Raw genomic sequence first — 26,196 nt, 5'->3', positions numbered from 1 at the left:
CCCGCACCGAGTGAAGAGAAGTGAGCGAGGGTAGTCGTGGGCTCTGTTATCAAGAAGCGGCGTAAGCGGATGGCCAAGAAGAAGCACCGCAAGCTGCTCAAGCGCACCCGCGTTCAGCGTCGCAACAAGAAGTAAGCGGCAGCTGAACGTGTCTCTCGGCCCCTCCACCAGTCCGGTGGAGGGGCCGAGGTGCTGTCCGGGCACGGGACGGACACCGCGGGGAGCACGGGTGGAGCACCGGTGGACACGACGTGGCAAAAGTCCGTCGTGCGGTCATCACAGCGCAACAGTGACGCGCTACGGTGACGCCAGGAGCTAGGGAAGGCGCTGATCTTGGGCAAGGTCGTGCTCGTCACCGGAGTGGCCCGGCAGCTCGGTGGCCGCCTCGTACGGCGCATCCAGCAGGACCCCGAGGTGGACCGGGTGATCGGGGTCGACGCCGAGGGGCCCGGACGCCATCTGGGCGGCGCCGAGTTCGTGCGCGCCGACATCCGCCGCCCGGCCATCGCGAGGGTCCTCGCCGAACACGCCGTGGACACGGTGGTCCATATGGACGTCACCGGGACACCCCTGGGGGCCGGCGGCCGTACGGCCGTCAAGGAGACCAACGTCATCGGCACCATGCAACTGCTCGGCGCGTGCCAGAAGTCACCGACCGTCAAGCGGCTGGTGATCAAATCCAGTACGAGCGTGTACGGCTCCGCTCCTCGCGATCCGGCGGTCTTCACGGAGACCACCCCGCCCAAGTCGCTGCCGAGCGGTGGATTCGCCAAGGACGCGGTCGAGGTCGAGGGATACGTACGCGGCTTCGCCCGGCGACGGCCCGACGTGGCGGTGTGCGTGCTGCGCTTCGCCAACATCCTCGGACCGTGCGCGGACTCGCCGCTCGCCGAGTTCTTCTCGCTGCCGGTGATGCCGACCGTCTTCGGCTACGACCCCCGCCTGCAGTTCGTCCACGAGGACGACGTGATCGACGTGCTGCGGATCGCCCTCCACGAGCCGCGGCGGGGCACCCTCAACAGCGGCACCTTCAACATCGCGGGTGACGGTGTGCTGACGCTGTCGCAGTGCTCGCGGCGGCTGGGGCGGCCCACGATGCCGCTGCTGCTCCCGGCGGTCACCTGGGTCGGCTCGGCGCTGCGGACGGTCGGTTTCACCGACTTCTCGCCCGAGCAGATCCGGTTGCTCACGCACGGACGGGTGGTGAGCACCGTTCAGATGCGGGAGACACTGGGCTTCCTGCCGAAGTACACGACCGCGGAGACGTTCGCGGACTTCGCACGCAGCCGTGGCCCGGGGCTGCTGCCGCCCCAGGCGCTCGCCGAGGCGGTGGACCGGGTCGCGGCGGCCCTGTCGCTCGACGACGTGCCCCTCGAGGACGGCGGGCGAGCGGTCACCCAGACGACGCACAGCAGCGGACAGCCCGGATAAGGAGCGCAGCCGACGATGGCGGACGCCAAGGTCATCCCGTTCGACGACGACCGGTCGCGTGGCGGCGGCGCTCAGCGCCCGGCACGGCGGCGCCCCACGTCCGGCGGCCGGCGCAAGACGGAACCGGGGGCGGTGCGGGACGCCGCGCTGAGCCCGCTGCCGGTCCCGCAGGGCGGTGAGGGCGGTACGGGCCCCGACACCGGCCCGACGGTCCCCGCCGAGCCGGCCAGGAGCGCCGCCTCCGGGGCTTCCGGAGTGTCGGGCGACGCCGGTGGCGCCGGTGACTGTCCGGAGGACGGAAAGGCCGCAGGAGCCCCCGTGACGGCCGCCGACGGGACGCCGGGGACGGCGGGCGGCGGCTGGGACCGGAGGATCGCCGGCGGGCTGGCGTTCCTGCGGCGGCGCATCACGGGCGACTACGAGGTCGACGAGTTCGGCTACGACGCGGAGCTCACCGACCAGGTCCTGATGTCGATGCTGCGGCCGATGTACCAGAAGTACTTCCGTGTCGAGGTCAAGGGCATCGAGAACATCCCGTCGGAGGGCGGGGCGCTGGTGGTGGCCAACCACTCCGGCACCGTGCCGCTGGACGGGCTGATGCTCCAGGTCGCCGTGCACGACAACCATCCCGCGGGCCGCCATCTGCGGCTGCTCGCCGCGGACCTGGTGTTCATGCTGCCGGTGGTCAACGAGTTGGCCAGGAAGGCCGGTCACACCCTGGCGTGCGCGGAGGACGCGGAGAGGCTCCTCCAGCGCGGCGACGTCGTCGGTGTGATGCCGGAGGGCTTCAAGGGCATCGGCAAGCCGTTCGGCGAGCGCTACAAGCTTCAGCGTTTCGGCCGGGGAGGCTTCGTCTCCACCGCTTTGCGGGCGGGTGTACCGATCGTGCCGTGTTTGATCGTCGGGGCCGAGGAGATCTACCCGATGATCGGCAACGCGAAGACGCTGGCGCGGCTGCTGGGTCTGCCGTACTTCCCCGTCACGCCGACGTTCCCGTGGCTCGGACCGCTGGGGGCGGTGCCGCTGCCGACGAAGTGGACGATCCAGTTCGGCGAGCCGATCGCGACGGACGGGTACCCGCCGGAGGCGGCGGAGGACCCGATGCTGATGTTCAACCTGACGGACCAGGTGCGGGAGCAGATCCAGCACACGCTCTACAAGCTGCTGGTGCAGCGCCGCTCCGTCTTCTTCTAGCCGTCCTCCGCCGGCGTCGCCGGTGCCGCGGACACCGGTGAGGGGTGGGCCCGGCACGGGCCCACCCCTCAGCTGCGCGCGGTGCTCCCGCCGTTGTCAGCCGTCGTCCTCGGCCTCGAGACCGAGGCCCGGGAGGATGCCCGGCAGCAGCGGCGGGATGGTGATCTCCGGCTGCGTCGGCTCCGAGCCCCTGCCGGACGGGGACGGGCTCGCCGCGCCCTCCGGCGGGTCGAGAAGACCACCGGTGTTGCCGCCGAGCAGGCCGTCGTTCGGGGAACCCGACGTGGAACCGGACGGGCTGGGCGAGGTGTCCCCGCCCCCCTGCCCGTCGCCGTCGCCGGGCGAGCCGGGCGCCGTACGGTCCGGATCCGCGGTGCGACCCGAGTCCTGTGACGTGCTCGGGCCCTGGGAGCCGCGGTGCTTCTCCGGGGTGCGGGGCAGCATCGACTCGAGCGGGCCGACCTGTTCGTCTATGGCGTCGAAGGCGGAGTCGACGTCGTCGCCGACGTCGGTCAGCTGGGCGGGCAGCCGGTCGCGCAGTCCGTCCCACGTGCCGCGGTGCGAGCGGGAGAAGGAATTGAGCGCGGCCATCGGGGCGAGCGACCCGTCGCGCTCGTATGCGGCGCTGAGCAGACGGTGGCCTTCGGTGACGTCGTGCTTCATGCCGTTGAGCGTGCGGCGGACCTCGCTCAGGGACTCGTGGTCCAGGGCGCCGCCGCGGTCACGCTCCATCAGCCGGCGGGCCTCGCTCAGGCGGGTCGACGCCTGGTCGAGGTAGAGCTCACCGCGGTCGGAGTCACCGTCCGCGAGGCCGAGCTTGAAGTCCTCCATGCCGCGCTTCAGCCCGTACAGCGAGTCACCGGGGAGGGCGTCGGAACTGGCAGCGGCCACTCCGCCGAAGGCCCCGGCCGCCACACCGACGGTCAGCCCTCCGGCGGCAAGCCCCTGCGACCAGCGGGAACGCGGTCGCAATTTCCGGAGCCGGGATGCCCGGTGCGCGCCGCGGCCGGAGGTCCGCTGCTCGGGCACCGTAGGGCCCGCGGACGCACCCCCTCTGCCTTCCTGGAGCAGCGATTCCATCGCCGCCACGAGCTGCGCCCGCTGCACCACCTTGACCTCGGGGTCCATCTGCGGCTTCGGCAATTCGCCGAGACCGTGGGCCAGGGTCAACAGCCGTTCGTGCTCGGGCGGTTCGACGGACTCGACCGATTCGTCGGGCTGTTCGGCCGCCTGGTCTTCCAAGGCCTGGGCGAAGGCGTTCGCCCGCCGGTGCGCCGAAACGTTCGCGATCACTGGCGGCACCTCCTCTCGTCATGACGATCGACTCCCCTGGGGGTCTGGAGGGTTGCACACCTTGAGTACATCCACACGAACGAGTGAGTGGCTGCGGGCATGGCGTGTCCAGGGGGAGCCTGCATTCCGCACAACGAGCGGCGCGGCACTTGGGTTACGCGCGAAAGATGATCGGACCAGTGCGTCATCGAGGCGTCACCGATTGTCAGTTGGGGACGGGGGCCGTGGGGGAGTGGGGGCGATGGAGCTCTGTCGCGGGGGGAACGGCTTCGCGGGAGGAACGGCTCAGCGTGCGTCGTCGGGCAGCAGCCGGGCGAGGGTGCGGACCGCCCGGTACTGAAGGGTCTTGATCGCACCCTCGTTCTTGCCCATGGCCCTGGCCGTCTCCGCGACGGACAGGCCCTGGAGGAAGCGGAGGGTGACGCACTCCTGCTGCTGGGGGTTGAGCTTGCGGACGGCTTCGAGCAGCGCGGCGTTGGAGAGGGACTCCAGGACCGAGTCCTCCGGGCTGCGCTCCACCTCGTTGGCGTCGAGCATCTCGCCGGTGGTCACTTCCAGTCGGAAGCGGCTCGATTTGAAGTGGTCGGCGACCAGATTGCGGGCGATCGTGACGAGCCAGGCGCCGAAGTCCCGGCCCTGCCAGGTGAAGGTGGAGATGCGGCGCAGGGCGCGCAGGAAGGTCTCACTGGTGAGGTCCTCCGCCGTGGCCTTGCCGCCGACGCGGTAGTAGATGTAGCGGTAGACGGTGTCGCTGTACTGGTCGTAGAGCCGGCCGAAGGCCTCGGCCTCGCCCGCCTGGGCGCGCTCGACCAGGTCCATCATGCGGGCACTGTCGCTGTCGGCGGTGGGCCGGCGGGTGGCGGTGGAGGCGCCTGCCCGGCCCGCCCTTCTGCCCGCGGCCCGTCCGTCGGCCGACCGCCGCCCCTCGTCGACGGCGCTGCGCGCGGGACCCTTCTGCAGGCCGTCGGTCAGGGCGTAGCAGGGTGCTGCCGGTCCGCCGGCGGCGAGGCCGGGGGTGGCGAATGCGGGGACGGTGTACGCGGCGGGGACAAGGCCGCGCAAGTGGTCGAGGACCGCTGCGCGCAGCGTAGCCAGGCCCGAGGCGTCAACCCCGACGTGTGGGTACACGGGACTCCCAGAGGCAGAGCTTCCATCACGAGCAGTGCGGGACCGTTCACCCGTCGTGGGGACTGGTGGGGTGGTCCGTCATGCGTCTGAGGAGAATAACGCTTCGTACAGGCAGCGCTACACCGAGTTGCTCAAATCGTCGTTTCGGTCGCTTCTGTTACGTCTATACGTCACAACCGGTCGCACATTGTGAGCACTTGTTGATCGAATTGCTTCGAGATCTGTCTTATCGGGTGGTGACTTGTGGCCGCGCCGTGACAAGAGGACTGGCCGGGGGGCCGGAGGGGTAACACCCGTGGATTGGCCGCCGACACGCGCGGGGATCACGTGTTCGGAAGCGCGCGACGGCCCCGGGTCGTCGGTGAGGGGCCGCGGCGTCGGCGCCGGGGGCGGTGGAGAGCGACCGGCGTCGGCGCCGGGGGCGGTGGAATGCGACCGACCGGTTCAGTGCCGGCGGTGGTGTCTGCGTCGGCGGTGGAGCCTGGCCGCGGTGTCAGCGGCGGCGGCGGTGGAGCGCGACCGCGGCCGCGGTGCCGCCCGCGAGGGCGCCCACTCCGGCAGCCGCCGGGATGCCGACCTTGGCCGCCTTGCGGCCGGTGCGGTAGTCGCGCAGTCGCCAGTCCAGCTGCCGGGCGTGCTTGCGCAGCTTGGTGTCCGGGTTGATCGCGTACGGGTGTCCGACGAGCGACAGCATGGGGATGTCGTTGTGGCTGTCGCTGTAGGCCGCGCAGCGGGTCAGGTCCAGGCCCTCGGCCGCGGCCAGCGCGCGCACGGCCTCCGCCTTCGCCGGGCCGTGCAGCGGTTCGCCGACGAGCTTGCCCGTGTAGACGCCGTCGACGGACTCGGCGACCGTGCCGAGCGCGCCCGTCAGGCCGAGGCGGCGGGCGATGATCGTCGCGGTCTCCACGGGCGCCGCCGTGACCAGCCACACCTTCTGGCCGGCGTCGAGGTGGGCCTGGGCGAGCGCGCGGGTGCCCGGCCAGATGCGGTCGGCCATGTACTCGTCATAGATCTCCTCGCCGATGCTCATCAGTTCGGAGACGCGGTGGCCCTTGACGATGGACAGGGCGCTGTCGCGGGCGTCCTGCATGTGCTCGGGGTCCTCGACGCCCGCGAGCCGGAACCATGCCTGCTGCCAGGCGAACCTGGCCAGTTCGCGGCGCTGGAAGAACTTGCGCTTGTAGAGCCCACGGCCGAAGTGGAAGATCGCGGCACCCTGCATGACCGTGTTGTCGAGGTCGAAGAAGGCGGCGGCACGCTCGTCGCCCGCGACGGGGAACACCGGTTCCACGGCAGGGGCGGTGACGTCCTGTGCCTCGAGCGCCTCGATCGTCTGCGAGGACTTCCGTGCTGCCTCGGCTGCGGCTTCGCCCGCGAGCACGCTGCGTGCCGTGGCGGAGCGCCTGCGCGGGGTGAGCCATCCCAGTGCGGCCATGTCGTGAGCATAGCCAGTCTGTTCGGTACTTCCGGACGCGCGGGGATGCGGCGGCGTGAACAGTCCGCGACCGGCCTGTTAAGGGGACCGGCGAGAATGGACGCATGAGTCCACTGCTGCGGCGCACCAAGAAGAACTCCGGGGAACACGTGGTGACCCTCATCGGGAAGCCCGGATGCCATCTCTGTGACGACGCGCGCGCCGTGGTCGAGCAGGTGTGCGCGGAGGCGGGCGTGCCCTGGGAGGAGAAGGACATCACCGTGGACGAGGAGCTGCACCGCGCCTACTGGGAGCAGATCCCGGTGGTCCTCGTCGACGGCGAGCAGCACACCTTCTGGAAGGTGGACGCAGGTCGGCTGCGGCGCGCGCTGGGCGGACGGCCAGGCGGTCCGTGAAAGTCCACGGCGCGCCGTCGCGGCCCTATCGGCGGGCGACGGCGGCAGGGCACAGTAGGCGGAATCAGGCGGTCTCGGGGGCGTATTCGAGAGGAGTGTGTCCGATTTTGCGCCCTTCGGTAGCCCAACGGTCACCAACGGTTCGCGGTTCCTCGATCCGGCCGCCGAATTGCGTGACCCCGGTCACTTTGGACGGACAAAGCGGACACCATCTTTGTGCACGCGTTCACAAAGACATAGCCTGCTGTCGACGGGGCGGTCTTGGGACACACGGCCGCCTGCAGCCTCGCTCATCCCCCAGGAGCACCGTGGCAACTGGCCGAAATCACCGACCGGCGACCCGTAGCCGAGGAATCCCCGAGGCCACCGTCGCCCGGCTTCCGTTGTACCTGCGCGCACTGACCGCGCTGTCGGAGCGTTCCGTACCCACGGTGTCGTCCGAGGAGCTCGCGGCGGCCGCGGGGGTCAACTCCGCGAAGCTGCGCAAGGACTTCTCCTACCTCGGCTCGTACGGGACCCGGGGCGTCGGCTACGACGTCGAGTATCTCGTCTACCAGATCTCCCGGGAACTGGGCCTGACCCAGGACTGGCCGGTTGTGATCGTAGGAATCGGTAATCTCGGCGCCGCGCTCGCCAATTACGGCGGCTTCGCGTCCCGTGGTTTCCGGGTCGCCGCGCTGATCGACGCCGACCCGGCCATGGCCGGAAAGCCCGTCGCCGGAATTCCGGTGCAGCACACGGACGAGCTCGAGAAGATCATCAGCGACAACGGGGTCTCGATCGGCGTCATCTCGACGCCCGCCGGTGCCGCGCAGCAGGTCTGCGAGCGCCTGATCGCCGCCGGGGTCACCTCCATCCTGAACTTCGCGCCCACCGTGCTGTCCGTGCCGGACGGCGTCGACGTGCGCAAGGTCGACCTCTCGATCGAGCTCCAGATCCTCGCCTTCCACGAGCAGCGCAAGGCCGGCGAAGAGGCGGAGGCCGCGAACCGCAAGGGCCCCGACGGTGACATGTCCGCGGTGATGCCGGCATGAGTCTCCTGGTCGTAGGGCTGAGCCACCGCAGCGCACCCGTGAGTGTGCTGGAGCGGGCATCCCTGTCCACCGACGCGCGGATCAAGCTTCTCCAGGACACCCTGGCCGCCGAACCCGCCACCGAGGCGACGGTGCTCGCCACGTGCAACCGCATCGAGCTGTACGCGGACGTGGACAAGTTCCACGCCGGCGTCGCCGAGCTGTCCACGCTGCTTGCCCAGCACAGCGGCGTGGGCCTCGAGGAGCTCACCCCCTATCTCTATGTGCACTACGAGGACCGGGCCGTCCACCACCTCTTCTCGGTGGCCTGCGGCCTGGACTCGATGGTCGTCGGCGAGGGGCAGATCCTCGGCCAGATCAAGGACGCGCTGGCGCTCGGGCAGGAACTGCACACCGCCGGACGGCTGATCAACGACCTGTTCCAGCAGGCGCTGCGGGTCGGCAAGCGCGCGCACAGCGAGACCGGGATCGACCGGGCCGGGCAGTCGCTCGTCACCTTCGGCCTCGAGCAGCTCGCCGCGGGCGAGCCGGTCGAGACGTGGGTGCGGGACCGCAAGGCGCTGGTCATCGGCGCGGGCTCGATGTCCTCGCTGGCCGCCACGACGCTGGCGCGCCTCGGTGTGCGGGAACTCGTCGTCGCCAACCGGACCATGGAGCGCGCGGAGCGGCTGGCCGCGGTGCTGTCCGAGGGCGGCGTGAGCGCGCGTGCCGTGCGCATGGCCGACGTGCCCGCCGAGCTCGCCCTGGCCGACGTGGCCGTGTCGTGCACCGGCGCGACGGGCCTGGTGCTGACGGCCGAGTCGGTCGCGACGGCGCTCGCGCAGCACATGGTGCCCGGCGCGGCGGTCCCCGAGGACCTGCGCGCCCCCGAAGGAAGCCTGGTCGCCCGCCTCGCCGCGGTCGCGGCGCGCGACGGACGGGTGGCCGAGCTGCCCGGCCGCCACGACGACCTCGCCGGCCTTCCCGGGGTGCCGCCCGCGGCCACCGACGCCGACGCTCCGGTCTCCGCCGTCGAGCACGACGCGCAGAGCGCCGCGGCTTTCGGCGCAGCGGATGTTGCCCGGGGCACCGAGCCGGCCGTCGCGGACGCCGCCGAGTGCCCCGTCGGGCTGGACGACTCCCTCGCCCAGCACGGCGCCTGGGTCGACAACGGCTCCCGGGCCCCGCGTGAGGCGGACCGCACGGTCGTCGCGCACCGCACCGGGCCGGTACGGCTCGGGCTGCTGGACCTGGCGATGCCGAGGGACATCGACGCCGCCGTGCACCGCCTCGCGGGCGTACGTCTCGTCGACATCGAGTCCCTCGCGGAGGCCTCCGCCGACGCGCCGATGGCCGCCGACGTGGACCAGGTCCGCTCGATCGTCTCCGACGAGGTCGCCGCCTTCGGCGCCGCCCAGCGTGCCGCGCACATCACGCCGACCGTGGTCGCCCTGCGCACCATGGCCGCCGATGTGGTGGCGGGCGAGATGGCGCGCCTCGAGGGGCGGCTGACCGGACTCGACGAGAAGCAGCGGGCCGAGATCACCCAGACCGTGCGCCGCGTCGTGGACAAGCTCCTGCACGCGCCCACCGTGCGGGTCAAGCAGCTGGCCGGAGAACCCGGCGGCGCCGGGTACGCGGACGCGCTGCGGACACTCTTCGACCTCGACCCGGAGACGGTCGCCTCCGTCAGCCGGGCCGACCTGAATGACGCAGATGTCAAGAACCGAGGGCGAGTATGACCGAGAGGGCACTGAGGCTCGGAACCCGGCGCAGCAAGCTGGCCATGGCCCAGTCCGGGCAAGTGGCCGAGGCGGTGCGCCGGCTGTCCGGCCGCGCCGTCGAGCTCGTCGAGATCACCACGTACGGGGACGTGTCCCGGGAGCATCTCGCGCAGATCGGCGGCACCGGCGTGTTCGTCGCCGCGCTGCGTGAGGCGCTGGCGCGCGGGGAGGTCGACTTCGCCGTTCACTCGCTGAAGGACCTGCCCACGACCCAGCCCGACGAGCTGGCGCTCGCGGCCGTGCCGAAGCGTGAGGACCCGCGCGACGTGCTGATCGCGCGCGACGGCCTGAGCTTCGAGCGGCTCCCGAACGGGGCCCGGATCGGGACCGGTTCGCCGCGCCGGATGGCGCAGCTGAACGCGTACGCCCGCACGCACGGCCTGACGATCGAGACCGTGCCGATCCGCGGCAACGTCGACACCCGCATCGGATTTGTACGGAACGGGGAGCTCGACGCCGTCGTGCTCGCCGCGGCCGGACTCAACCGCATCGGCAGGACCGACGAGGTGACCGACTTCCTGTCGGTGGACTTCGTCCTGCCGGCTCCCGGCCAGGGGGCACTGGCGATCGAGTGTTCCGCGTCCGACGCGGACCTCGTCGCCACGCTCGCCGGGCTCGACGACCCGCACACGCGGGTCGCCGTGACCGCAGAGCGTTCCCTGCTCGCCGCCCTGGAGGCCGGCTGCTCCGCACCTGTGGGTGCGCTGGCCGACCTGTTGGGCGACGGCCAGGAATTCACCGAAATGCGCCTGCGCGGCGTCGTCGGCACGACCGACGGCTCCTCGCTGGTGCAGCTGTCCACCACCGGTCCCGTACCCACGTCGCACGACGACGCGGCGGCGCTCGGACGCGAACTCGCGGACGAGATGCTGGCCAAGGGTGCGGCTGGTCTTATGGGGGAGCGAGCACTTTGAGCCCCACCACCTCGACCCATCCGCCCCTTCCGGCACACGGACACGGGCACGTCACCTTCCTGGGTGCCGGTCCCGGCGATCCCGGTCTGCTGACTCTGCGCGCCGTCGAGGCGCTGGCCGGCGCCGACGTGCTGGTCGCCGAGCCGCAGGTGCTCGACGTCGTTCGCGGCCATGCGCGGGCGAGCGTGAGCACGCCTGAACTGACGGTTGTTGACGACGTGTCAACAACCGTCGGGATCCCCGTACTCAGGGATGCGGCCAATCTTGTCATGGAGGCAGCACGGGGCGGCAAGCGGGTCGTCCGTGCGGTGACCGGTGACCCCGGCCTGGACACCGACGCAGGTCAGGAGATGCTCGCCTGCGCCGCGGCGGGGATCCCCTTCGAGGTCGTGCCCGGTGTGGCGACCGCGGTGGGCGTGCCCGCGTACGCGGGCGTCCCGCTCCGTGACGAGCAGGGCGCGGACGTCAGGTTCATCGACGCGCGCACCGCTTCCGACCGCTGCTGGAGCGAGGTCGGCGCCAGCGACGGCACGGCCGTCGTCTCCGCCACGCTCGAGACGGTCGCCGCGGCGGCCGGCGAGCTGGTCGCGGCCGGCCGCAAGCCGGACACCCCGCTCACCGTCACCGTGGCCGGCACGACCACGCGGCAGCGGACCTGGACGGCGACGCTCGGCACGATCGCGCAGACCCTGAAGCAGGCGAAGGTGCTGCCGTCCCCCGACGGCCACCAGCCGGTCATAGCCGTGGTCGGTGAGCGCAGCGCCGCGGCACAGCGCGAGCAGCTCGCGTGGTTCGAGTCCAAGCCGCTGTTCGGCTGGAAGGTGCTCGTACCGCGCACGAAGGAGCAGGCGGCCTCGCTCTCCGACCAGCTTCGTTCCTACGGCGCCGTGCCGCACGAGGTCCCGACGATCGCCGTCGAACCGCCGCGCACGCCGCAGCAGATGGAGCGTGCGGTCAAGGGCCTGGTGACCGGCCGCTACGAGTGGATCGCCTTCACGTCCGTCAACGCCGTGAAGGCGGTGCGGGAGAAGTTCGAGGAGTACGGCCTCGACGCCCGCGCCTTCGCCGGGATCAAGGTCGCGGCGGTCGGCGAGCAGACGGCGGCCGCGCTGGTGGACTTCGGCGTGAAGCCGGACCTGGTGCCGAGCGGTGAGCAGTCCGCCGCCGGGCTGCTGGAGGACTGGCCGCCCTACGACCCGGTCTTCGACCCGATCGACCGCGTCTTCCTGCCGCGCGCCGACATCGCCACCGAGACGCTGGTCGCGGGCCTCATCGAGCTCGGGTGGGAGGTCGACGACGTGACCGCCTACCGGACGGTGCGTGCGTCGCCGCCGCCGGCGGAGACCCGCGAGGCGATCAAGGGCGGCGGCTTCGACGCCGTGCTCTTCACCTCGTCGTCGACGGTGCGGAACCTGGTCGGCATCGCCGGCAAGCCGCACAACGTGACCGTGATCGCCTGCATCGGTCCGGCCACCGCGAAGACCGCGGAGGAGCACGGGCTGCGGGTGGACGTCCTGTCCCCCGAGCCGTCCGTGCACCGGCTGGCCGAGGCGCTGGCCGAGTTCGGCGCGGCCCGCCGCGCCGCCGCGGTCGAGGCGGGCGAGCACGTGACGCGCCCGTCGGAGCGCCGTCCGGGCGGCCGGAGACGTCGCACGACGACCTGAGGTATGTGGTCCTGAGGCGGGGCGGGCGGGGAGATCCCCACCCGCCCCGCCTCCGTACGTTCGACAGGCGGGGCCCCACAGGCGTACACCGGAAGCACAAGGATCCTTCGGGCAGGCAAGTGGGTGACCCGCAGTGAGCGCCAGCACACTCCACGTCGATCCGTCCAACGCCGAGCAGGCACGCGCCTGGGACGGCGACGAGGGCGCCTACTGGGCGGCACACGCGGAGGACTTCGACCGCGCCGTCCACGCCTACCAGCGCCCCTTCCTCGACGCCGCCGGGCTCCACCGGGGCGAGCGGGTGCTGGACATCGGCTGCGGCAACGGTCTCACCTCCCGCGCCGCCGCCCGGCTCACCGTCGGCGGGCCCGTGCTCGGCGTCGACCTGTCCGCGGCGATGCTGCGCGCCGCCCGGCAGGAGACGGCGCGCGAAGGGCTCGACAGCATCCGCTACGAGCAGGGCGACGCCCAGACGTACCCCTTCCCCACCGCCGCCTTCGACGTGGCCATCAGCCGCAACGGGTGCATGTTCTTCGCCGAGCCGGTGACCGCGTTCCGCAACATCGCCCGCGCCCTGCGGCCCGGCGGGCGGCTGGCGCTGCTGGTCTGGCAGGAGCCCGAACGCAACGAGTGGTTCACGTCCTTCCTGGGCGCCGTCGCGGTCGGCCGTGAGCTTCCCCTGCCGCCTCCCGGCGCGCCGGGCCCCTTCTCCATGGCCGACCCGGACGTCGTCGGCGACGTGCTCGTGGCGGCCGGCTTCGACTCCCCGCACTTCGACGGGCGCGCGCTGCCCCTGAACCTGGGGCGCGACATCGAGCACGCCCGGCGTTTCGTGTCCGGCATGCTCGAGTGGGCGCTGGAAGGGCTCGACGCGCAGGACAGGGAGCGGGCCCTGCGGTCGCTCGGCGCGGACCTCGAATGCCACCTGACCGAGGAAGGCGTCCGCTACGAGTCGGCCGCCTGGATCGTCACCGCGACAAGGCCGTGAGGGCCCGGTCCGCCGACGCCCTGTCGGCATTCGCACCCGTCCCACAGGCGTAGCGTGGCCGTATGACTGCGTACGGATCCTTCCCCGGTGCCCGCCCCCGGCGGCTCCGGACCACCCCCGCGGTGCGGCGCATGGTCGCGGAGACGCGCCTGCACCCCGCCGACCTGATCCTCCCCGCGTTCGTACGGGAGGGCATCAGCGAGCCCGTGCCCATCTCGGCCATGCCCGGCGTCGTCCAGCACACCCGCGACACGCTCCGCAAGGCCGCCGTCGAGGCCCGCGAGGCCGGCGTGGCGGGGATCATGCTCTTCGGCGTGCCCGAGGACGAGAAGAAGGACGCCCTCGGCACCGCCGGCACCGACCCGGACGGCATCCTCCAGGTCGCGATCCGCGACGTGAAGGCCGAGGTCGGCGACGAGCTCGTCATCATGTCCGACCTCTGCCTGGACGAGTACACCGACCACGGTCACTGCGGGGTCCTCGCCGCGGACGGCCGCGTCGACAACGACGCCACGCTCGAGCGCTACGCCGAGATGGCGCAGGTCCAGGCGGACGCCGGCGTCCACGTCGTCGGCCCGAGCGGAATGATGGACGGCCAGATCGGCGTGGTCCGCGACGCGCTCGACACGATCGGCAAGGAGGACGTGTCGATCCTCGCCTACACCGCGAAGTACTCCTCCGCCTTCTACGGGCCCTTCCGCGAGGCCGTCGGCTCGTCGCTCAAGGGCGACCGCAAGACCTATCAGCAGGACCCGGCCAACGTCCGCGAGTCGATGCGCGAGCTGGCGCTCGACCTCGAGGAGGGCGCGGACATGGTCATGGTCAAGCCCGCCGGCCCCTACCTGGACGTCCTGGCGAAGGTCGCGGATGCGGTGGACGTGCCGGTCGCGGCGTACCAGATCAGCGGCGAGTACGCGATGGTCGAGGCCGCGGCGGAGAAGGGCTGGATCGACCGGGACAAGGCGATCGCCGAGACCCTGCTCGGCATCAAGCGGGCGGGCGCGAGCATGATCCTGACGTACTGGGCCACCGAGGTCGCCCAGGGGATCAGCGCAGGTCGCTGACGAACGACTCCCAGGCGGCCGGGGCGAGCGCGAGGCTCGGGCCGCCGGGGTTCTTCGAGTCGCGGACGTGGATCGCGGCGGGGTGGGTGGCGACCTCGAGGCAGGCCCCTCCGGGGCCGTCGCTGTGGGTCGACTTGCGCCAGTCGTAGGCCACTTCGAGGCAGGCCCCGCCCTGCTCGCTGCTGTAGCTGGACTTGAACCACTCAAGTGCGGTGCTCATCGGTCTCCTAGCAGGCGGTCCAACAGGCCCCTTGTTTCTTCGGCGTTGAGGGCCTGCGTCCGCAGCATCGCATACTTGCGGCCCAGGATGCTGACCTCGTCAGGGCTGGAGATCAGCTGGCTACCGCGTTGCCCTTCCGCATACGCGAGGTGCTGATGGTCCGGGGTCTCCAGGAGGATGAACGGACCGGACAGCCCTGCGTGCGACTCGCGCCCGAGGGGCATGACCTGGATGGTGAAGCCGGGAACCTCGGCGCACATACGCACGTGCTGCAGGGCTTCATGGCGTACGGAGTCGCCGCCCAGCCTGTCGATGAGGACGGCTTCGGATACGACGAAGCTGATGGTCGGAGGCTGGGCTCGGCGCAGCACCTCCTGTCGTGCGAGCCGAGCGGCGATCAGCCGGTCGACTTCGTCCTCGCTGAGGGCGGGAACGTCGGTACGGAAAACAGCACGTGCGTAGCGCTCGGTCTGCAAGAGGCCCGGGAGCACCTGGTTCTCGTACCACGACAGTGCCAACGCCTCCCGCTCCAGGTCCATGTACTCCTCCGCCCACGCGGGGATCAGGTCCACCTCCGGCATGTGTTCCACCGCGACCGACAGCGCGCCCTTCGTGTCGAGGCGGTCGTCGAATCTCTGGGCGAGGTCCGGCTTCAACGGGCGGCGGCCCTGTTCGATGGAGGCCACGGTCTCCTCGCCGAGGTTGAACTCGGCGGCCAGCTCACGTTGGGTGAGGCTCGCGGCCTCGCGGAAGCGGGCCAGCTGGCGGCCGACCATGCGCATCGCCGTGGCGTTCTTCCGGTGGCGTCTCCTGGGGTGCATATCTGACCAACTCCCCAGGCAGCCCCGTACGTTACGCCTCCACCGCCCGTACAAAGGAAATGTACGGGTGGACGGAGTCCTGCCGCCCGGTCACACGCCACGACGCTCGTCCCGTGGACAAGACGATGCAACACGAGGACCTGCGCGAACTGTTCTGCCGCCGGGAGCGGCGATCCGTGTGCCTGGCACGGGAGTTCACGCGCGAGGCGCTCACGGCGTGGGACTGGGACGCGCAGGCCGACGACGTCACGCTCTGCGTGAGCGAGCTCGCGACGAACGCTCTGGTGCACGGTGTGCCGCCCGGCCGCGGGTATCTGCTGCGGTTGCGGCTCACGGAGGACGGGACGCTGCGCGTCGAGGTGCACGACAGCGGCGACGGGAAGCCGTGTCTTCGCGACCCGGACGACGAGTCGGGGCGCGGCCTGCTGCTGGTGGCGGCGCTGGCCGACCGGTGGGGGATCGGGCCGCGCGAACCCGGCAAGGTGGTGTGGTGCGAGTTCGCGCGGCCGTGAACCGGGCGTCCTACGGCGCGTCGAGCACCGTGCCCTTGAGGACAGGGCCCTGCGGCGCGCCCTCGTCGTCGCCGGGCTGGATGCCCACGTACTCCGCCGGCTCGGTTGCTTCGTCGGCGACCGTGGGTACGGTGACGTCCACGCCGGTGCTGCCGGCCGGTACCGGGACCCACAGGAACGGATGGTCCAGCTGGGACAGCGGGACCTCACCGGCGGGGACTTCGCCGATCAGGTTCTCCAGGAGCCACTGCTCGTCGACGTCCTTGGTGGACAGCTCGGGGCCGCCGGCGACGGACACCAACTGGATCGAGGTGTAGATCTCGGCGTCGGCCGGCTCGGACAGGGCGACCCGCCACTTCAGGGTCTGCCCCTCGGTCACCTCGTCGGCGACCGGCTTCACGGTGACCTGGGGCTCCGGGTCGTCGTTCTCGGCGGTGACCCCGCCGCTGTGGGAGCCGACGACGGTCCCGCGGACCGCCTTCACGAGCACGTCGTGGGAGGTGTCCCAGGCGAACCGCGTGTTGCCCTCCACCCGAACCGGCACCTCCACGGTGCCGCCCGGCCGGACCGTCACCAGCCGGTCCTTCGCCTCTCCGGTGATCGGGTCGAGCACGTACAGCCGCACCGTGCCGCTGCCCTTGCCGGACACCCGTACGGGCACCTGGTACGTGCGGACGCCCGAGTCGCCCTCCTTGACCTTCAGACGGCCGATGTCGACCCGGGTCAGCGGAGCCTCGCGCACCACGGAGGTGCCGGGGCTCCATGCCCACGCGTCCATCAGCCACGCCTTGCCGGAGCCGGTGCGCGGGGTCAGTTCCAGGGCGGCGACCCGGCGCAGATCGAGGCCGGCGCGGGCGGCGGCGGTGAGGGGTACGCGCACCTCGTGGGCCCAGTAGGAGGCCGTGCGGTCGCTGCCCGGCAGTCCGTCCACCCGGACGGTGCCGAGCTTCGCCCGTTTGCCGGAGGAGTCGGTGACGGACACGTCCAGCCGCGTCCCGGTGGTGTTGGGCGGCACGAAGACGCGGAGAGCGAGGCTGTCGGCATCCTTGAGGGAGAGCGGCTTCGCGGGCCGCACGGTCGCCGTCGAGCCCGGCGCCGACCAGTCCAGCGCCACCGCGCGGCGGCCGGTCTCGTGCTCGGGCTGCCAGTGCGCGAAGTGCGGCGAGGAGCCCGTCTCCGAGTTCAGGCAGGGGGCCTTCGGGTCTATGGCGTCGCACAGCCGGGCGCCGGTCACGGTCACGGAGCCGTCGGGGAGGAACCCGGCGCCGCGGTTCGCGCCGACGGCGTGGGTCAGTACCCGGGCGGGATCGGCGGAGGGGGCCCGGCGGCCGGTGCCGTCGAGCAGTTGACGCACCCGGTCGTCACCGGCGACGAACAGCCGCGCGGCGGCGGCGATGTAGGTGGCGCCGGCCCGGTGCTGCTGGTCGGCGGTCAGCCGGGTCGCGGTCCCCGGCGAGCACACCGGGTCCGGCTGCTCGGGGTCGGACCAGAAGTCGTCGTCGGCGGGGGCCTGGGCCTGGCCCGGGGTCCACTCGCTGTTGAAGTAGTTGTGGTTCGCGCCGACCATGTAGACCGCGCTGTGCAGGGCCTTGCCCCGGCTGACGCCGCGCGTGCCGTCGGCGTACACCTGGCCCTGGAGGTCGGAGACGTCGCCGTCGCAGCCGGGCAGGATGGTCAGCGACGGGACGTCGGGGACAGGGTTGTGGCCGAAGATCGTCGGGCCGATGAGCACGGTCCCGCGGATGTGCCAGCGCACCTTGTCGCGGTAGCCGTCCTGGGCGGGGGCCGGCGGATACAGGCTGTCCATGGCCGCGCGGTTGACGCCCTCGCCGCCGCGTGAGTGGCCGACGAGCAGGACGCGGGACAGGTCGGCCTTCGGGGCCTCGCGCACCGGGCCGGGGGCGGTGGCGGGCTTCGCGGCCCAGTCCGCCCAGCGGGCCAGGTGCGAGCGGACCAGGGACGAGCGCGCCTGTGCGCCGCCGTCCTCGGCGTTCCAGTCCTGGCCGTTGACGCCGTTCGCGGAGATCGACACGGTCACATAGCCCTGGGAGGCCAGCAGCTCCTGGTCGCGCAGATAGCCGCGGTGGCTCGGGATCGGCTTCGCGTCCTTGGCGCAGGGCCAGTCGATCGTCACCCCGTCCTCGTCGCCCGGGACGTAGCAGGTGGCGTGGCGGCCGTGCAGGAACAGCGCGAGGGGGCGCTTGCCGGGGGCGCCCTTGGGTGCGACCACCACGGCGCGCATCTCGACCGGGGCCGGGAAGCCGGGCAGGCGGACCGGGTCGAGCGTGTACTCCCCGGTGGTGGTGCGGTAGGTGCCCGGCCTGCCCGGGTCGACCGGGCCGGCCGGGAGCCGGACGGGCCGCTTCGCGGTCGGCGCGGTCCCGCGGGCGTCGGAGGCGCGGCCGGGTTCCCGGTCGAGGCGGCGGCCGCCCGCCAGCACGCTCAGGTCCCTCAGGTCCGCCGGGTCCGTCGTCCGGGCGTCGTCGAGGGGCAGGCGGAAGGTCCGTCCGTCCTTGCCGGCCTCGGGCACGCCGACGACCTTGTCGTTCGCGTGGAACTCGACGCGGGCGTCGCCCGCCGGCACCGGACGCGGTGAGCGCCACTCCAGTGCGCTCCGTCCGTCCTCCTGGACGATCCGCCAGCCGGGCGGCAGACCGTCGTTGTCGTTCGCCGCCGTGGCGGGGCGAACCTGGGGCGGCTGGGCGGCCTGCGCCGCTGCCGGCGCCGCCCCCACCGCCATGAGCACCGCTGTCGCGGTGGCCCATATCCTCCGGGCACGTATCAACGTTCCCCTCCTCAACCCCGTGGGTCGGCGCCCGGTTGTCCCGAGTGCCTCTCGACCCCGGAGGACGGGGAGAAGATCGTGGGGGCTGCCTGCGCGCAAGGTTTCGGCCGGATCTGTGCGGTCGAAGGCCCGCGACATGGTGCGGCCGCGGCCGGGGGACGTCGTCTCCCCGGTCCGCGGCCCGTTCAAGAGGTCCGGCGGCTCAGCAGTAGAGGTTGGAGCCGGTCGGCACGCCCAGGATCTGCGTGAACTGCTGGTACTTGGTCACCCGGCTCTGGACCTGCGCCGGGTTCTTGCCGTCGCACTCCAGGGAGCCGTTGATCGAGCGGATGGTGTGACCGAAGCCCGCCTGGTTGACCATGGCGTTGTGACCGGTCATCGTGCCCGGACCGCTCTGGGTGTTCCAGTACCAGAGGCCGGTCTTCCAGGCCACGGCCGCCTCACGCTCGACCCGCCAGGGGTTGTTCAGCAGGTCGATGCCGAGTGCGTCGCCCGCGGCCTTGTAGTTGAAGTTCCAGCTGAGCTGGATCGGGCCGCGGCCGTAGTAGGCGGCCTGTCCGGCCGGGCAGCCGTAGGGCTGGCTCCAGTCGCAGTAGTGCGGGTAGTTGGCGGTGTTCTGCTCGACGACGTGGACCAGGCCGCCGGTCTCGTGGCTGACGTTGGCGAGGAACGCCGCCGCCTCCTGCTTCTTCACCGTGTCGCTGCCGGTGTTGGCGAAGCCCGGGTAGGCGCTCAGGGCCGCGGTGAGACCGCTGTAGGTGTAGAAGGGATTCCGGTTCGGGAACATCTGGTTGAACTGCGACTCGCTGACCACGAAGCCGGACGGGGACGGGGTGCCGCCGCCGCTGCAGGTGTACGGGTCCCAGTACCAGGTGCTGATCGTCGGGCTGTAGCCCGGGTTGTCGTGCTCGGCGATGTAGTAGGAGCCGTTGTACCTGACAACGTTGCCAGCCGTGTACCAGGCGCCCTGTCGCCAGTCCGTGGCGGTGTCGCACGGGCCGGCGGCGGACGCGGAGGGTGTCAGGGCGACGGCCAGACCGGTGGCCATGAGGACGGCGGTCAGCAGTGCCATGAGGCGGGTTCTCAGCACTCGATCACTCCTTTGAGCGCAACGGCTCGGCCCGGAGCGGTAGTTGCTCTCCGGGCGCGGCCGCGGTGGGGGGCTGTGCGCACACTCAAGCGTGATTGACGTGATCGAGTCAAGGTATAGACCAATGTGACTTCCGGGTAAGTCCCGGCGGAGCGGGGAGCCTCAAAGGCCCTTCCAGAAACAGTGGTTGTGCTCCTTCGCCAGGTCCGTGGGGCGGACGCCCTCGGAGGAGATGCTCGCCGTGTGCGGCGCGTCCGGCGAGTACGGCTGCCACGGGGCGCGGCCGGTGCGCGCGAAGTCCGACCAGATTCCGGTCAGCGCGCCGGACAGGCGCCGCTGCTCCGCCGTCAGCGGCTCGGACCAGGCCAGGTCGAACAGATAGGGCAGTTCGGCGAGGTGCGGGGCGCCCACCGGGAAGCTCGCCGGCGGGAGATCCTTGAACCACGGGTTGTCCTGCTCGGAGAACTCGTAGGCGTACGTGGTCGTCCGCGCTCCCAGCGCCTCGTTGGTGGCGATCGCCGGGCGTCCCCAGACGGCGTCCGTCATGGCCGCCGCGAGCGCCCGCGCGTACGAGCCGCCGTACGCGCTCGCCGGATACCGCGCGAGAGCCCTCTTTGCGACCTTTGCGCCGTAGAGGCCGGTCACGTACGCACGGAAGTCGCTCTCGTCGAGGAGCCGCTGCCGGGACAGCTCCAGACCGTAGACGCGGAACGTCTCCTCGTCGCGGTTGATGCCGTGCAGCACGGGCACGCGGTGGAAACGGCCGGACGCGAACGCCTCGCGCGGGGTATCGGGCAGCAGCGCGGTCCCGTAGACAGGGCCGTAACGCGTCTCCTCGTCGTCGGCCGCCACCAGCTCCGCCGCCGTCACCGCGCGCAGCGGCCTGTCGAACTTCCCCGCCAGGCGCCGCGCGTGCCGCAGGGCCTCCGTGCGGACCAGGGTCTCGTCGTCCAGGCACGGACCGCTCTGCAGGACCGCCCGGTGGAACAGGCCCGCCGACGCTGGCGAGACCAGATGGGCGCAGACGCTGCGGGCTCCGGCCGACTCGCCGAACAGCGTCACCTTGCCCGGGTCGCCGCCGAAGGCCGCCGCGTTCGCCCGGACCCAGCGCAGGGCGGCCTGCTGGTCCTGGAGACCGAAGTTGCCGTCGCCCAGGTATCCGAGCGCCCCGAGCCGGTAGTTGACCGTCACGACGACGACGTCGCCGCCCGCCGCGAGGCGCTGCGCCCCGTACATCGCCCCCTCACCGTCCTCATGGTCCCCGCCGTGCAGCCAGACCATCACCGGACGGGGCGCGGGTGCCGTGGCGCGCGGGGTCGTGACGTCGACGAAGAGGCAGTCCTCCGCGTCGCTCCTCGGGCCCTTGACCGGGACGGCGCCGGACTGCGCGCACGCCGCGCCCGGCTCCGTGGCGTCCCGTACGCCGCGCCAGGCAGGCGCGGGCCGGGGCGACTCCCAGCGCGTGGGCGGGGCGGCGTAGGGGATGCCCTGGAAGACGCGGGCGGCCTCGGTCAGTGTGCCGCGTACGGCGCCGTCCGCCGTGCGGACGACGGGGGAGGGCCGGGCGGCGGGCCGGCGGTGGCGCCGCTCCCGGTCAGGACACCGGCCGCGAGGGCGGTGACGGCGGCGATCACGACGGTTGCTTTCGACATGCGCATGACGCTACGGAGGCGGCGTCGCCGGGGGCAGCCGACGCACCCCCGGGCCGAGGGTGTCACCAGGTGCACCCCCGGGCGGGGGCCGGCCCCACCGGCAGGAAGCGCACGCCGTGCCGGCCGGCCGCCGCCCCCGACGCGCGCTCGCGTTCGGGGACCGCGCGGCGCACCCTTGAAGGGGTACCGCTGGAGGTGAACCGTCATGCAGACACTCGTCGGATGGCACATAGAGATGGAGTTCAAGGAGGAGGGCGACCGGACCAGGGCGGCCGCCATGGTGAGGCTCGGCGACGGGACGGAGTACCGCGGACACGGAAACGCTAATCGGCACCACTCCGACCAGCCGCAACTCCTCGTCGGCGAGGAGATCGCCGGTGCCCGTGCGCTGATGGACCTCGCTTCCCAGCTCCTTCAGAAGGCGCACGGGGAGATCGACGACGCGGCAGGCCGGCCGTCGCACGAGATCCGGTGACCGGAACCGCCCCGGCTGTCCGGAGCGGCCCGGTCGTCCTTGATCAGTACATGAGGGCGTCGTCCATCGTGCTCTGCCAGTAGGTGACGTTCGTGCTGGTGTCGGTGTAGGTGTCGGCCGGCAGGCTGATCACGGCCGGTGCGGCGTCGGTCGAGCCGGACCCGCTGCGCGGCGCGAAGCTCACGGCGAGCTTCGCGGCCGTGCGGCCGTCGGTCCCGCTGCCGTCCGCCGCCGCCAGCATGATCGAGGCGTAGGCGGACTCGCCCGGGGCGATGGTGACGACGGCCTGCGGCCTGCTGCCGGAGTTGACGGCGGTGGCCGCCTGCCCGTCGTCGAAGCGGAGCAGCGGCGCGTGGTACGCGTTGCACGGCTCGGAGCCCGTGTTGGTCATGGTGAGCAGCGCGTGGTTGATGGGACGCCGCACGGTGCTGTAGGTGACCTTCACGTCCGCGCCGCAGGCGGTCATGACCGGGCCCGCGTCCTCGGTGCCGCCGCCGGAGCCTGCAGCGGCACCGCCGGTGCCACCGGTGCCGGCCGAGCCTCCGCTGCTGCCCTTGCCGTTGCCGTTCCCGGCCGGCTTGTCGGCCGGCGGGTTCGCAGACGCGGCCGGGTCGGAGGCGGGGGTCGCGGTCGGGTCCGGGGCCGGCTTCTGGGCGGCGGGAGCACTCGTGGAGGGGGCCGCGCCCTCGTCCCGGGCACCGTCGTCGCTCTGGCAGGCGGTGAGCGAGAGGGCCGCGATCAGGGCGGTGGCGGCGACGGCGGTGGAGCGGATCAGGTTGGTGCGCATGGTGGTCGTTCTCCCCGTTGGAAGGTCGTTCTCTGTCGGTGCCTTGCGGCGTGACAACAGGTTGTCGAGGGGCGGATTCCGGCCGCAACACCCGCCGGACCATTGGGGATGCTGGAATGCCTGCGAGTACTCTGACCTGGGCGGAAAGCCCTTCCCTGGAACGCCGTTCCGGGACGCGGTACCGGTATGACGTGGGGGAACAGCAGTGGCGACGACGTCGGAGGCCGACCAGCTCGCGGCCGTGCTTCGTCAGTTGAAGGAACGCTCCGGACTCAGCTACGGGGTGCTGGCAGGCAAACTGCACGTCAGCACGTCGACGCTGCACCGCTACTGCAACGGTGACGCTGTTCCGGCCGAGTTCTCCTCCGTCGAACGGCTCGCGCGGCTGTGCGGTGCGCAGCGCGAGGAGTTGGTCGATCTGCACAGGAGGTGGATCCTCGCGGACGAGGCCCGCCGACGCGGACGCGCCGGAGCGGAGACGGCCCCGGCAGCGGCACGGGAAGCCGCTCCCGAGGCGGCCCCGGCAGGGGCACCGGAGGCCGTTCCGGAGGCGGCCACGGCTGCCGCACCGGCAGCCGTTCCGGAGACGGCCGGGACCGCGGGCGCCGCGGACCCCGAACTTCCCCTCGCCTCCGGCGAGTCCGCCGAAGCCGCCGCGCCCGGCACGGGCAGCCGCCGCAAGCGTCTCCTCATGGCCCTCGCCGCTGCCGCCGCCGTCGCGCTCGCCGTCCCCGTGGCGGTCGTCGCGAGCGACACCGGTGACTCCGGCGCCCCCGAAGCCTCCGCCCAAGGGCCCGCCGGAGCAGTCGCGCCGACCGGGGCCGTGTCCCGTTCCGCCCCCGTCACCGGCTCCGCCTCACCCTCGACGAGCGCCTCACCGAGCAGCAGCCCGGACGCGAGCACCTCCCCTCGCGGCGCGACCCCGTCCGCACAGGCGTCCCGGCAGAGCAAGGCCCCGGCCGGGACCGGTGGTGTGCCGCTGCGCGTGGGGGTGAGTTCGTACAACTGGGCCTCGCCGTGCGGGCAGTACTACCTCTTCGACGGGAAGCCGGACGCGGTCCCTCCGCCGCCCGCCCCGCAGGACCGCCGGCACTGGGCCGGCGTGCTCGGCGGCATCGACGCCGGCCGGATGCATCTCCAGCTGACCGCCACCGGCAGGACCGAGGACTCGGTCGTCATCAACGCCGTGCACGTCCGGACCGTGGCGCGGGGCGCGGCGCTCGCGTGGAACGCGTACTCGATGGGCGAGGGGTGCGGCAGCGGTGTCACACCGCAGACCTTCGACATCGACCTCGATGCGGCCGGCCCGGTCGCGAAACCCGTCGCGGGAACGGACGGCGACCTGACCGTGCCCGCCAAGGACTTCCCGTACAAGGTGGCGTCGAACGATCCGCAGGTTCTCAACTTCGACGTGCACACCGAGGGGCACGACGTCAGCTGGTACCTGGAGGTCGCCTGGAGCAGCGGTGACCGGAGCGGGAGCATCCGCGTCGACGACGGGGGCAAGCCGTTCCGTACGAGTGCCGCCGAAGGCCGCCCCATGTACGACTACTGGCCGGACAAGGGCGAGTGGGTGGCTCGCTGACTCGTCCGGCCGGTGTGCGCAGTCGTGTGATCAGAGACGCTCGGGCGTCCGGATGCCCAGCAGCGCCATGCCCTGGTGCAGCGTGCGGCCGGTGAGGTCCACCAGGAAGAGGCGGTTCTCCACGACCTCCGCCGGGTTGTCCGCGCTCAGCACGTGGCACTGGTCGTAGAACGTGGTCAGGTGCGACGCCAGCTGGTACAGGTACGCGGCCAGCTTGTGCGGCTCGTACGAGGACGCCACCTCCGCCAGCACCTCGCCGAACTGGTCCAGGTGCAGACCGAGCGCACGCTCCGCCGGGGCCAGTTCGAGCTCGGGGTGGGCGACCGGGCGGCGGTCGCCCGCCTTGCGCTTGATCGACTGGATACGGGCGTACGCGTACTGGAGGTACACCGACGTGTCGCCGTTCAGCGACACCATCTGGTCCAGGTCGAACTTGTAGTCGCGCACCGCGGACGTCGACAGGTCGGCGTACTTCACCGCGCCCACGCCGACGTACCGGCCGTTCTCGACGATCTCCTGCTCGCTCAGGCCCACCTTCTCGGCCTTCTCGCGCACCACCGCCGTCGCACGGTCGATCGCCTCGTCCAGCAGATCCACCAGACGCACCGTCTCGCCCTCACGGGTCTTGAACGGCTTGCCGTCCTTGCCCAGCACGGTGCCGAAGGCCAGCTGGACCGCCTTGACCTTGTCGTTCAGCCAGCCGGCCCGCCGCGCGGTCTCGAAGACCATCTTGAAGTGCAGGGACTGACGGGCGTCCACCACATACACCAGCGTGTTCGCGCCGAGGTTCTGCACACGGTCGCGGATCGCGGAGAGGTCTGTGGCGGCATAGCCGTAGCCGCCGTTGGACTTCTTCACGATCAGCGGGACCGGGTTGCCGTCGGGGCCCTTCACGTCGTCGAAGAACACGCACAGCGCGCCCTCGGAGCGCACGGCGACGCCGGACTCCTCGAGGATGCGGCAGGTCTCGTCGAGCATGTCGTTGTACCCGGACTCACCGACGATGTCGGGGTCGCGGATCTCCATGTCGAGCTTCTCGAAGACCGAGTAGAAGTAGATCTTCGACTCGTCGACGAACTTCTGCCACAGCGCGAGCGTCTCCTCGTCGCCGGACTGGAGGTCCACCACCCGGCGCCGCGCCCGGTCCTTGAACTCCTCGTCGGAGTCGAACAGGGTGCGCGAGGCCTTGTAGAGGCGGTTCAGGTTGGACATCGCCTCCTCGCCGGAGACACCGTCCTTGTGGTCCAGCTCGTGCGGGTGCTCGATCAGGTACTGGATGAGCATGCCGAACTGGGTGCCCCAGTCGCCGATGTGGTGGCGCCGGACCACCTTCTCGCCGGTGAACTCCAGGATCTGCACCATCGCGTCGCCGATCACGGCGGACCGCAGATGCCCGACGTGCATCTCCTTGGCCACGTTCGGCTGCGCGTAGTCGATCACCGTGGTGCCGGACCCGGCGGCGAACGGCACGCCGAGACGGTCGTCGGCCGCACGCGCGGCCAGCGTCTCGGTGATCGCCTTGTCCGTGATGGTGATGTTCAGGAAGCCGGGGCCGGAGACCTCGATGTCCCCGAGGACGTCGTTCGGGCCGATGGCGTCCACGACCTTGGCCGCCAGCTCGCGGGGGTTGCCCCCCAGCTTCTTGGCCAGCGCCAGGATGCCGTTGGCCTGGAAGTCGGCCCGGTCGCTTCGTCGCAGCAGGGGGTCGGCGGCACCGGCCTCCGGCAGGGCTGCCGTGAGGGCGTCCGCGAGGCGCTGCTGCACATTCGAGGCGAGGGAAGGGACCGAGGCCATGAGCTTCCGTTCCGATAGGAGAAAGTCTGTTGCGGTTGTCAAGTATCCCATGGAGACACAAGCGGTTTCCCGGAAGAATGAGCCGCGCCCCGACGGGCCCGGAGCGATCTGCTCCGTCTGGGAGAATGGCTGGGAGCTCTGGCTCCGCCCAGCTCCGTTTCAGCTTCAGCCA

At 71.7% G+C, this 26,196-nt stretch carries 24 protein-coding genes; 13 read left to right on the top strand and 11 right to left on the bottom strand.

Going from position 1 to position 26,196, the window contains the following annotated elements; translation table 11 throughout:
• The first annotated feature begins 36 nt into the window (after positions 1–36).
• From SPRI_RS37195 to SPRI_RS16510, 3 genes are all read left to right on the top strand, one after another.
• The gene (locus tag SPRI_RS37195) at positions 37–135 is read left to right on the top strand and encodes a 30S ribosomal protein bS22 (RefSeq protein ID WP_003948845.1); all 99 of its coding nucleotides are present in this window, start codon (positions 37–39) and stop codon (positions 133–135) included.
• 198 nt (positions 136–333) lie between these two features.
• Positions 334–1,431 (top strand): NAD-dependent epimerase/dehydratase family protein, encoded by a 1,098-nt coding sequence (locus SPRI_RS16515; RefSeq protein ID WP_238996227.1) that lies wholly within the window; start codon positions 334–336, stop codon positions 1,429–1,431.
• Positions 1,432–1,446: 15 nt separating this feature from the next.
• A complete protein-coding gene (locus SPRI_RS16510; protein WP_053557051.1) occupies positions 1,447–2,625 on the top strand; it encodes a lysophospholipid acyltransferase family protein in 1,179 nt (392 codons plus the stop codon).
• Between the two features lie 96 nt (positions 2,626–2,721).
• Here the strand turns inward: SPRI_RS16510 and SPRI_RS16505 are convergent, their stop codons facing one another.
• The 3 genes from SPRI_RS16505 to SPRI_RS16495 all read right to left on the bottom strand — a co-directional run bounded on the left by SPRI_RS16505 (position 2,722) and on the right by SPRI_RS16495 (position 6,481).
• Positions 2,722–3,918, bottom strand: a complete 1,197-nt coding sequence (locus SPRI_RS16505; protein WP_053557050.1) for a DUF5667 domain-containing protein — start codon at positions 3,916–3,918, stop codon at positions 2,722–2,724.
• A gap of 285 nt (positions 3,919–4,203) precedes the next feature.
• A complete protein-coding gene (locus tag SPRI_RS16500) occupies positions 4,204–5,046 on the bottom strand; it encodes an ECF subfamily RNA polymerase sigma factor, BldN family (RefSeq protein WP_053557049.1) in 843 nt (280 codons plus the stop codon).
• A gap of 493 nt (positions 5,047–5,539) precedes the next feature.
• Positions 5,540–6,481: an HAD family hydrolase gene (locus SPRI_RS16495; RefSeq protein ID WP_005314027.1), complete on the bottom strand. Its 942-nt coding sequence runs from the start codon at positions 6,479–6,481 to the stop codon at positions 5,540–5,542.
• Positions 6,482–6,585: 104 nt separating this feature from the next.
• On the opposite strand from SPRI_RS16495, the gene SPRI_RS16490 reads away from it, so the two are divergent.
• From SPRI_RS16490 to hemB, 7 genes are all read left to right on the top strand, one after another.
• Positions 6,586–6,876 (top strand): glutaredoxin family protein, encoded by a 291-nt coding sequence (locus SPRI_RS16490; RefSeq protein ID WP_005314025.1) that lies wholly within the window; start codon positions 6,586–6,588, stop codon positions 6,874–6,876.
• A 308-nt stretch (positions 6,877–7,184) separates the two neighbouring features.
• Positions 7,185–7,910 (top strand): redox-sensing transcriptional repressor Rex, encoded by a 726-nt coding sequence (locus SPRI_RS16485; protein WP_037774055.1) that lies wholly within the window; start codon positions 7,185–7,187, stop codon positions 7,908–7,910.
• Positions 7,907–9,631 carry a glutamyl-tRNA reductase gene (locus SPRI_RS16480; protein ID WP_053557048.1) on the top strand — a complete coding sequence of 575 codons (1,725 nt, stop codon included), beginning with the start codon at positions 7,907–7,909 and terminating at the stop codon, positions 9,629–9,631. The genes SPRI_RS16485 and SPRI_RS16480 overlap by 4 nt, the downstream gene beginning before the upstream one ends.
• Positions 9,628–10,587: a hydroxymethylbilane synthase gene (hemC, locus tag SPRI_RS16475; protein WP_005314017.1), complete on the top strand. Its 960-nt coding sequence runs from the start codon at positions 9,628–9,630 to the stop codon at positions 10,585–10,587. The genes SPRI_RS16480 and hemC overlap by 4 nt, the downstream gene beginning before the upstream one ends.
• Positions 10,584–12,251 (top strand): bifunctional uroporphyrinogen-III C-methyltransferase/uroporphyrinogen-III synthase, encoded by a 1,668-nt coding sequence (locus SPRI_RS16470; protein WP_053557047.1) that lies wholly within the window; start codon positions 10,584–10,586, stop codon positions 12,249–12,251. The genes hemC and SPRI_RS16470 overlap by 4 nt, the downstream gene beginning before the upstream one ends.
• A gap of 133 nt (positions 12,252–12,384) precedes the next feature.
• Complete coding sequence (locus tag SPRI_RS16465; protein ID WP_005314013.1) at positions 12,385–13,239, top strand: class I SAM-dependent methyltransferase; 855 nt, start codon at positions 12,385–12,387, stop codon at positions 13,237–13,239.
• 62 nt (positions 13,240–13,301) lie between these two features.
• Complete coding sequence (gene hemB / locus SPRI_RS16460; protein WP_005314011.1) at positions 13,302–14,303, top strand: porphobilinogen synthase; 1,002 nt, start codon at positions 13,302–13,304, stop codon at positions 14,301–14,303.
• Here hemB and SPRI_RS16455 read toward each other — a convergent pair.
• Together SPRI_RS16455 and SPRI_RS16450 are read right to left on the bottom strand one after the other, a co-directional pair.
• Positions 14,287–14,523: a DUF397 domain-containing protein gene (locus SPRI_RS16455; protein WP_005314008.1), complete on the bottom strand. Its 237-nt coding sequence runs from the start codon at positions 14,521–14,523 to the stop codon at positions 14,287–14,289. The genes hemB and SPRI_RS16455 overlap by 17 nt on opposite strands.
• A complete protein-coding gene (locus SPRI_RS16450) occupies positions 14,520–15,305 on the bottom strand; it encodes a helix-turn-helix domain-containing protein (protein ID WP_106428428.1) in 786 nt (261 codons plus the stop codon). Before SPRI_RS16450 ends, SPRI_RS16455 begins: the two co-directional genes overlap by 4 nt.
• Positions 15,306–15,457: 152 nt before the next feature.
• Between SPRI_RS16450 and SPRI_RS16445 the strand changes: the two genes are divergently transcribed.
• Positions 15,458–15,856 (top strand): ATP-binding protein, encoded by a 399-nt coding sequence (locus SPRI_RS16445; protein ID WP_005314003.1) that lies wholly within the window; start codon positions 15,458–15,460, stop codon positions 15,854–15,856.
• Positions 15,857–15,866: 10 nt separating this feature from the next.
• Here the strand turns inward: SPRI_RS16445 and SPRI_RS16440 are convergent, their stop codons facing one another.
• The 4 genes from SPRI_RS16440 to SPRI_RS38495 all read right to left on the bottom strand — a co-directional run bounded on the left by SPRI_RS16440 (position 15,867) and on the right by SPRI_RS38495 (position 21,383).
• Entirely contained in the window at positions 15,867–18,641 is a 2,775-nt protein-coding gene (locus tag SPRI_RS16440; RefSeq protein WP_053557046.1) for an alpha/beta hydrolase, read from the bottom strand.
• A gap of 202 nt (positions 18,642–18,843) precedes the next feature.
• On the bottom strand, positions 18,844–19,713 hold the full coding sequence (locus tag SPRI_RS16435) for a glycoside hydrolase family 19 protein (RefSeq protein WP_037774050.1): 870 nt from the start codon (positions 19,711–19,713) through the stop codon (positions 18,844–18,846).
• A 180-nt stretch (positions 19,714–19,893) separates the two neighbouring features.
• Complete coding sequence (locus tag SPRI_RS16430; protein ID WP_078951257.1) at positions 19,894–21,246, bottom strand: carboxylesterase/lipase family protein; 1,353 nt, start codon at positions 21,244–21,246, stop codon at positions 19,894–19,896.
• A complete protein-coding gene (locus SPRI_RS38495; RefSeq protein WP_159039478.1) occupies positions 21,243–21,383 on the bottom strand; it encodes a hypothetical protein in 141 nt (46 codons plus the stop codon). Before SPRI_RS38495 ends, SPRI_RS16430 begins: the two co-directional genes overlap by 4 nt.
• 205 nt (positions 21,384–21,588) lie before the next feature.
• Between SPRI_RS38495 and SPRI_RS16425 the strand changes: the two genes are divergently transcribed.
• Complete coding sequence (locus SPRI_RS16425) at positions 21,589–21,858, top strand: DUF1876 domain-containing protein (protein ID WP_005313993.1); 270 nt, start codon at positions 21,589–21,591, stop codon at positions 21,856–21,858.
• Between the two features lie 43 nt (positions 21,859–21,901).
• Here SPRI_RS16425 and SPRI_RS39750 read toward each other — a convergent pair whose 3' ends face one another.
• Positions 21,902–22,645 carry a DUF4232 domain-containing protein gene (locus SPRI_RS39750; RefSeq protein ID WP_053557044.1) on the bottom strand — a complete coding sequence of 248 codons (744 nt, stop codon included), beginning with the start codon at positions 22,643–22,645 and terminating at the stop codon, positions 21,902–21,904.
• A gap of 205 nt (positions 22,646–22,850) precedes the next feature.
• On the opposite strand from SPRI_RS39750, the gene SPRI_RS16415 reads away from it, so the two are divergent.
• Entirely contained in the window at positions 22,851–24,230 is a 1,380-nt protein-coding gene (locus SPRI_RS16415; protein WP_053557043.1) for a helix-turn-helix domain-containing protein, read from the top strand.
• 30 nt (positions 24,231–24,260) lie between these two features.
• Here the strand turns inward: SPRI_RS16415 and argS are convergent, their stop codons facing one another.
• Positions 24,261–26,024, bottom strand: coding sequence for an arginine--tRNA ligase (gene argS, locus SPRI_RS16410; protein ID WP_005313981.1), 1,764 nt, complete (start codon positions 26,022–26,024; stop codon positions 24,261–24,263).
• Positions 26,025–26,196 lie beyond the last annotated feature (172 nt).

Source organism: Streptomyces pristinaespiralis, from assembly GCF_001278075.1.
In the GTDB taxonomy this organism is placed as follows: Bacteria; Actinomycetota; Actinomycetes; order Streptomycetales; family Streptomycetaceae; genus Streptomyces; species Streptomyces pristinaespiralis.
This window is presented reverse-complemented; position numbering and strand designations above follow the sequence as displayed.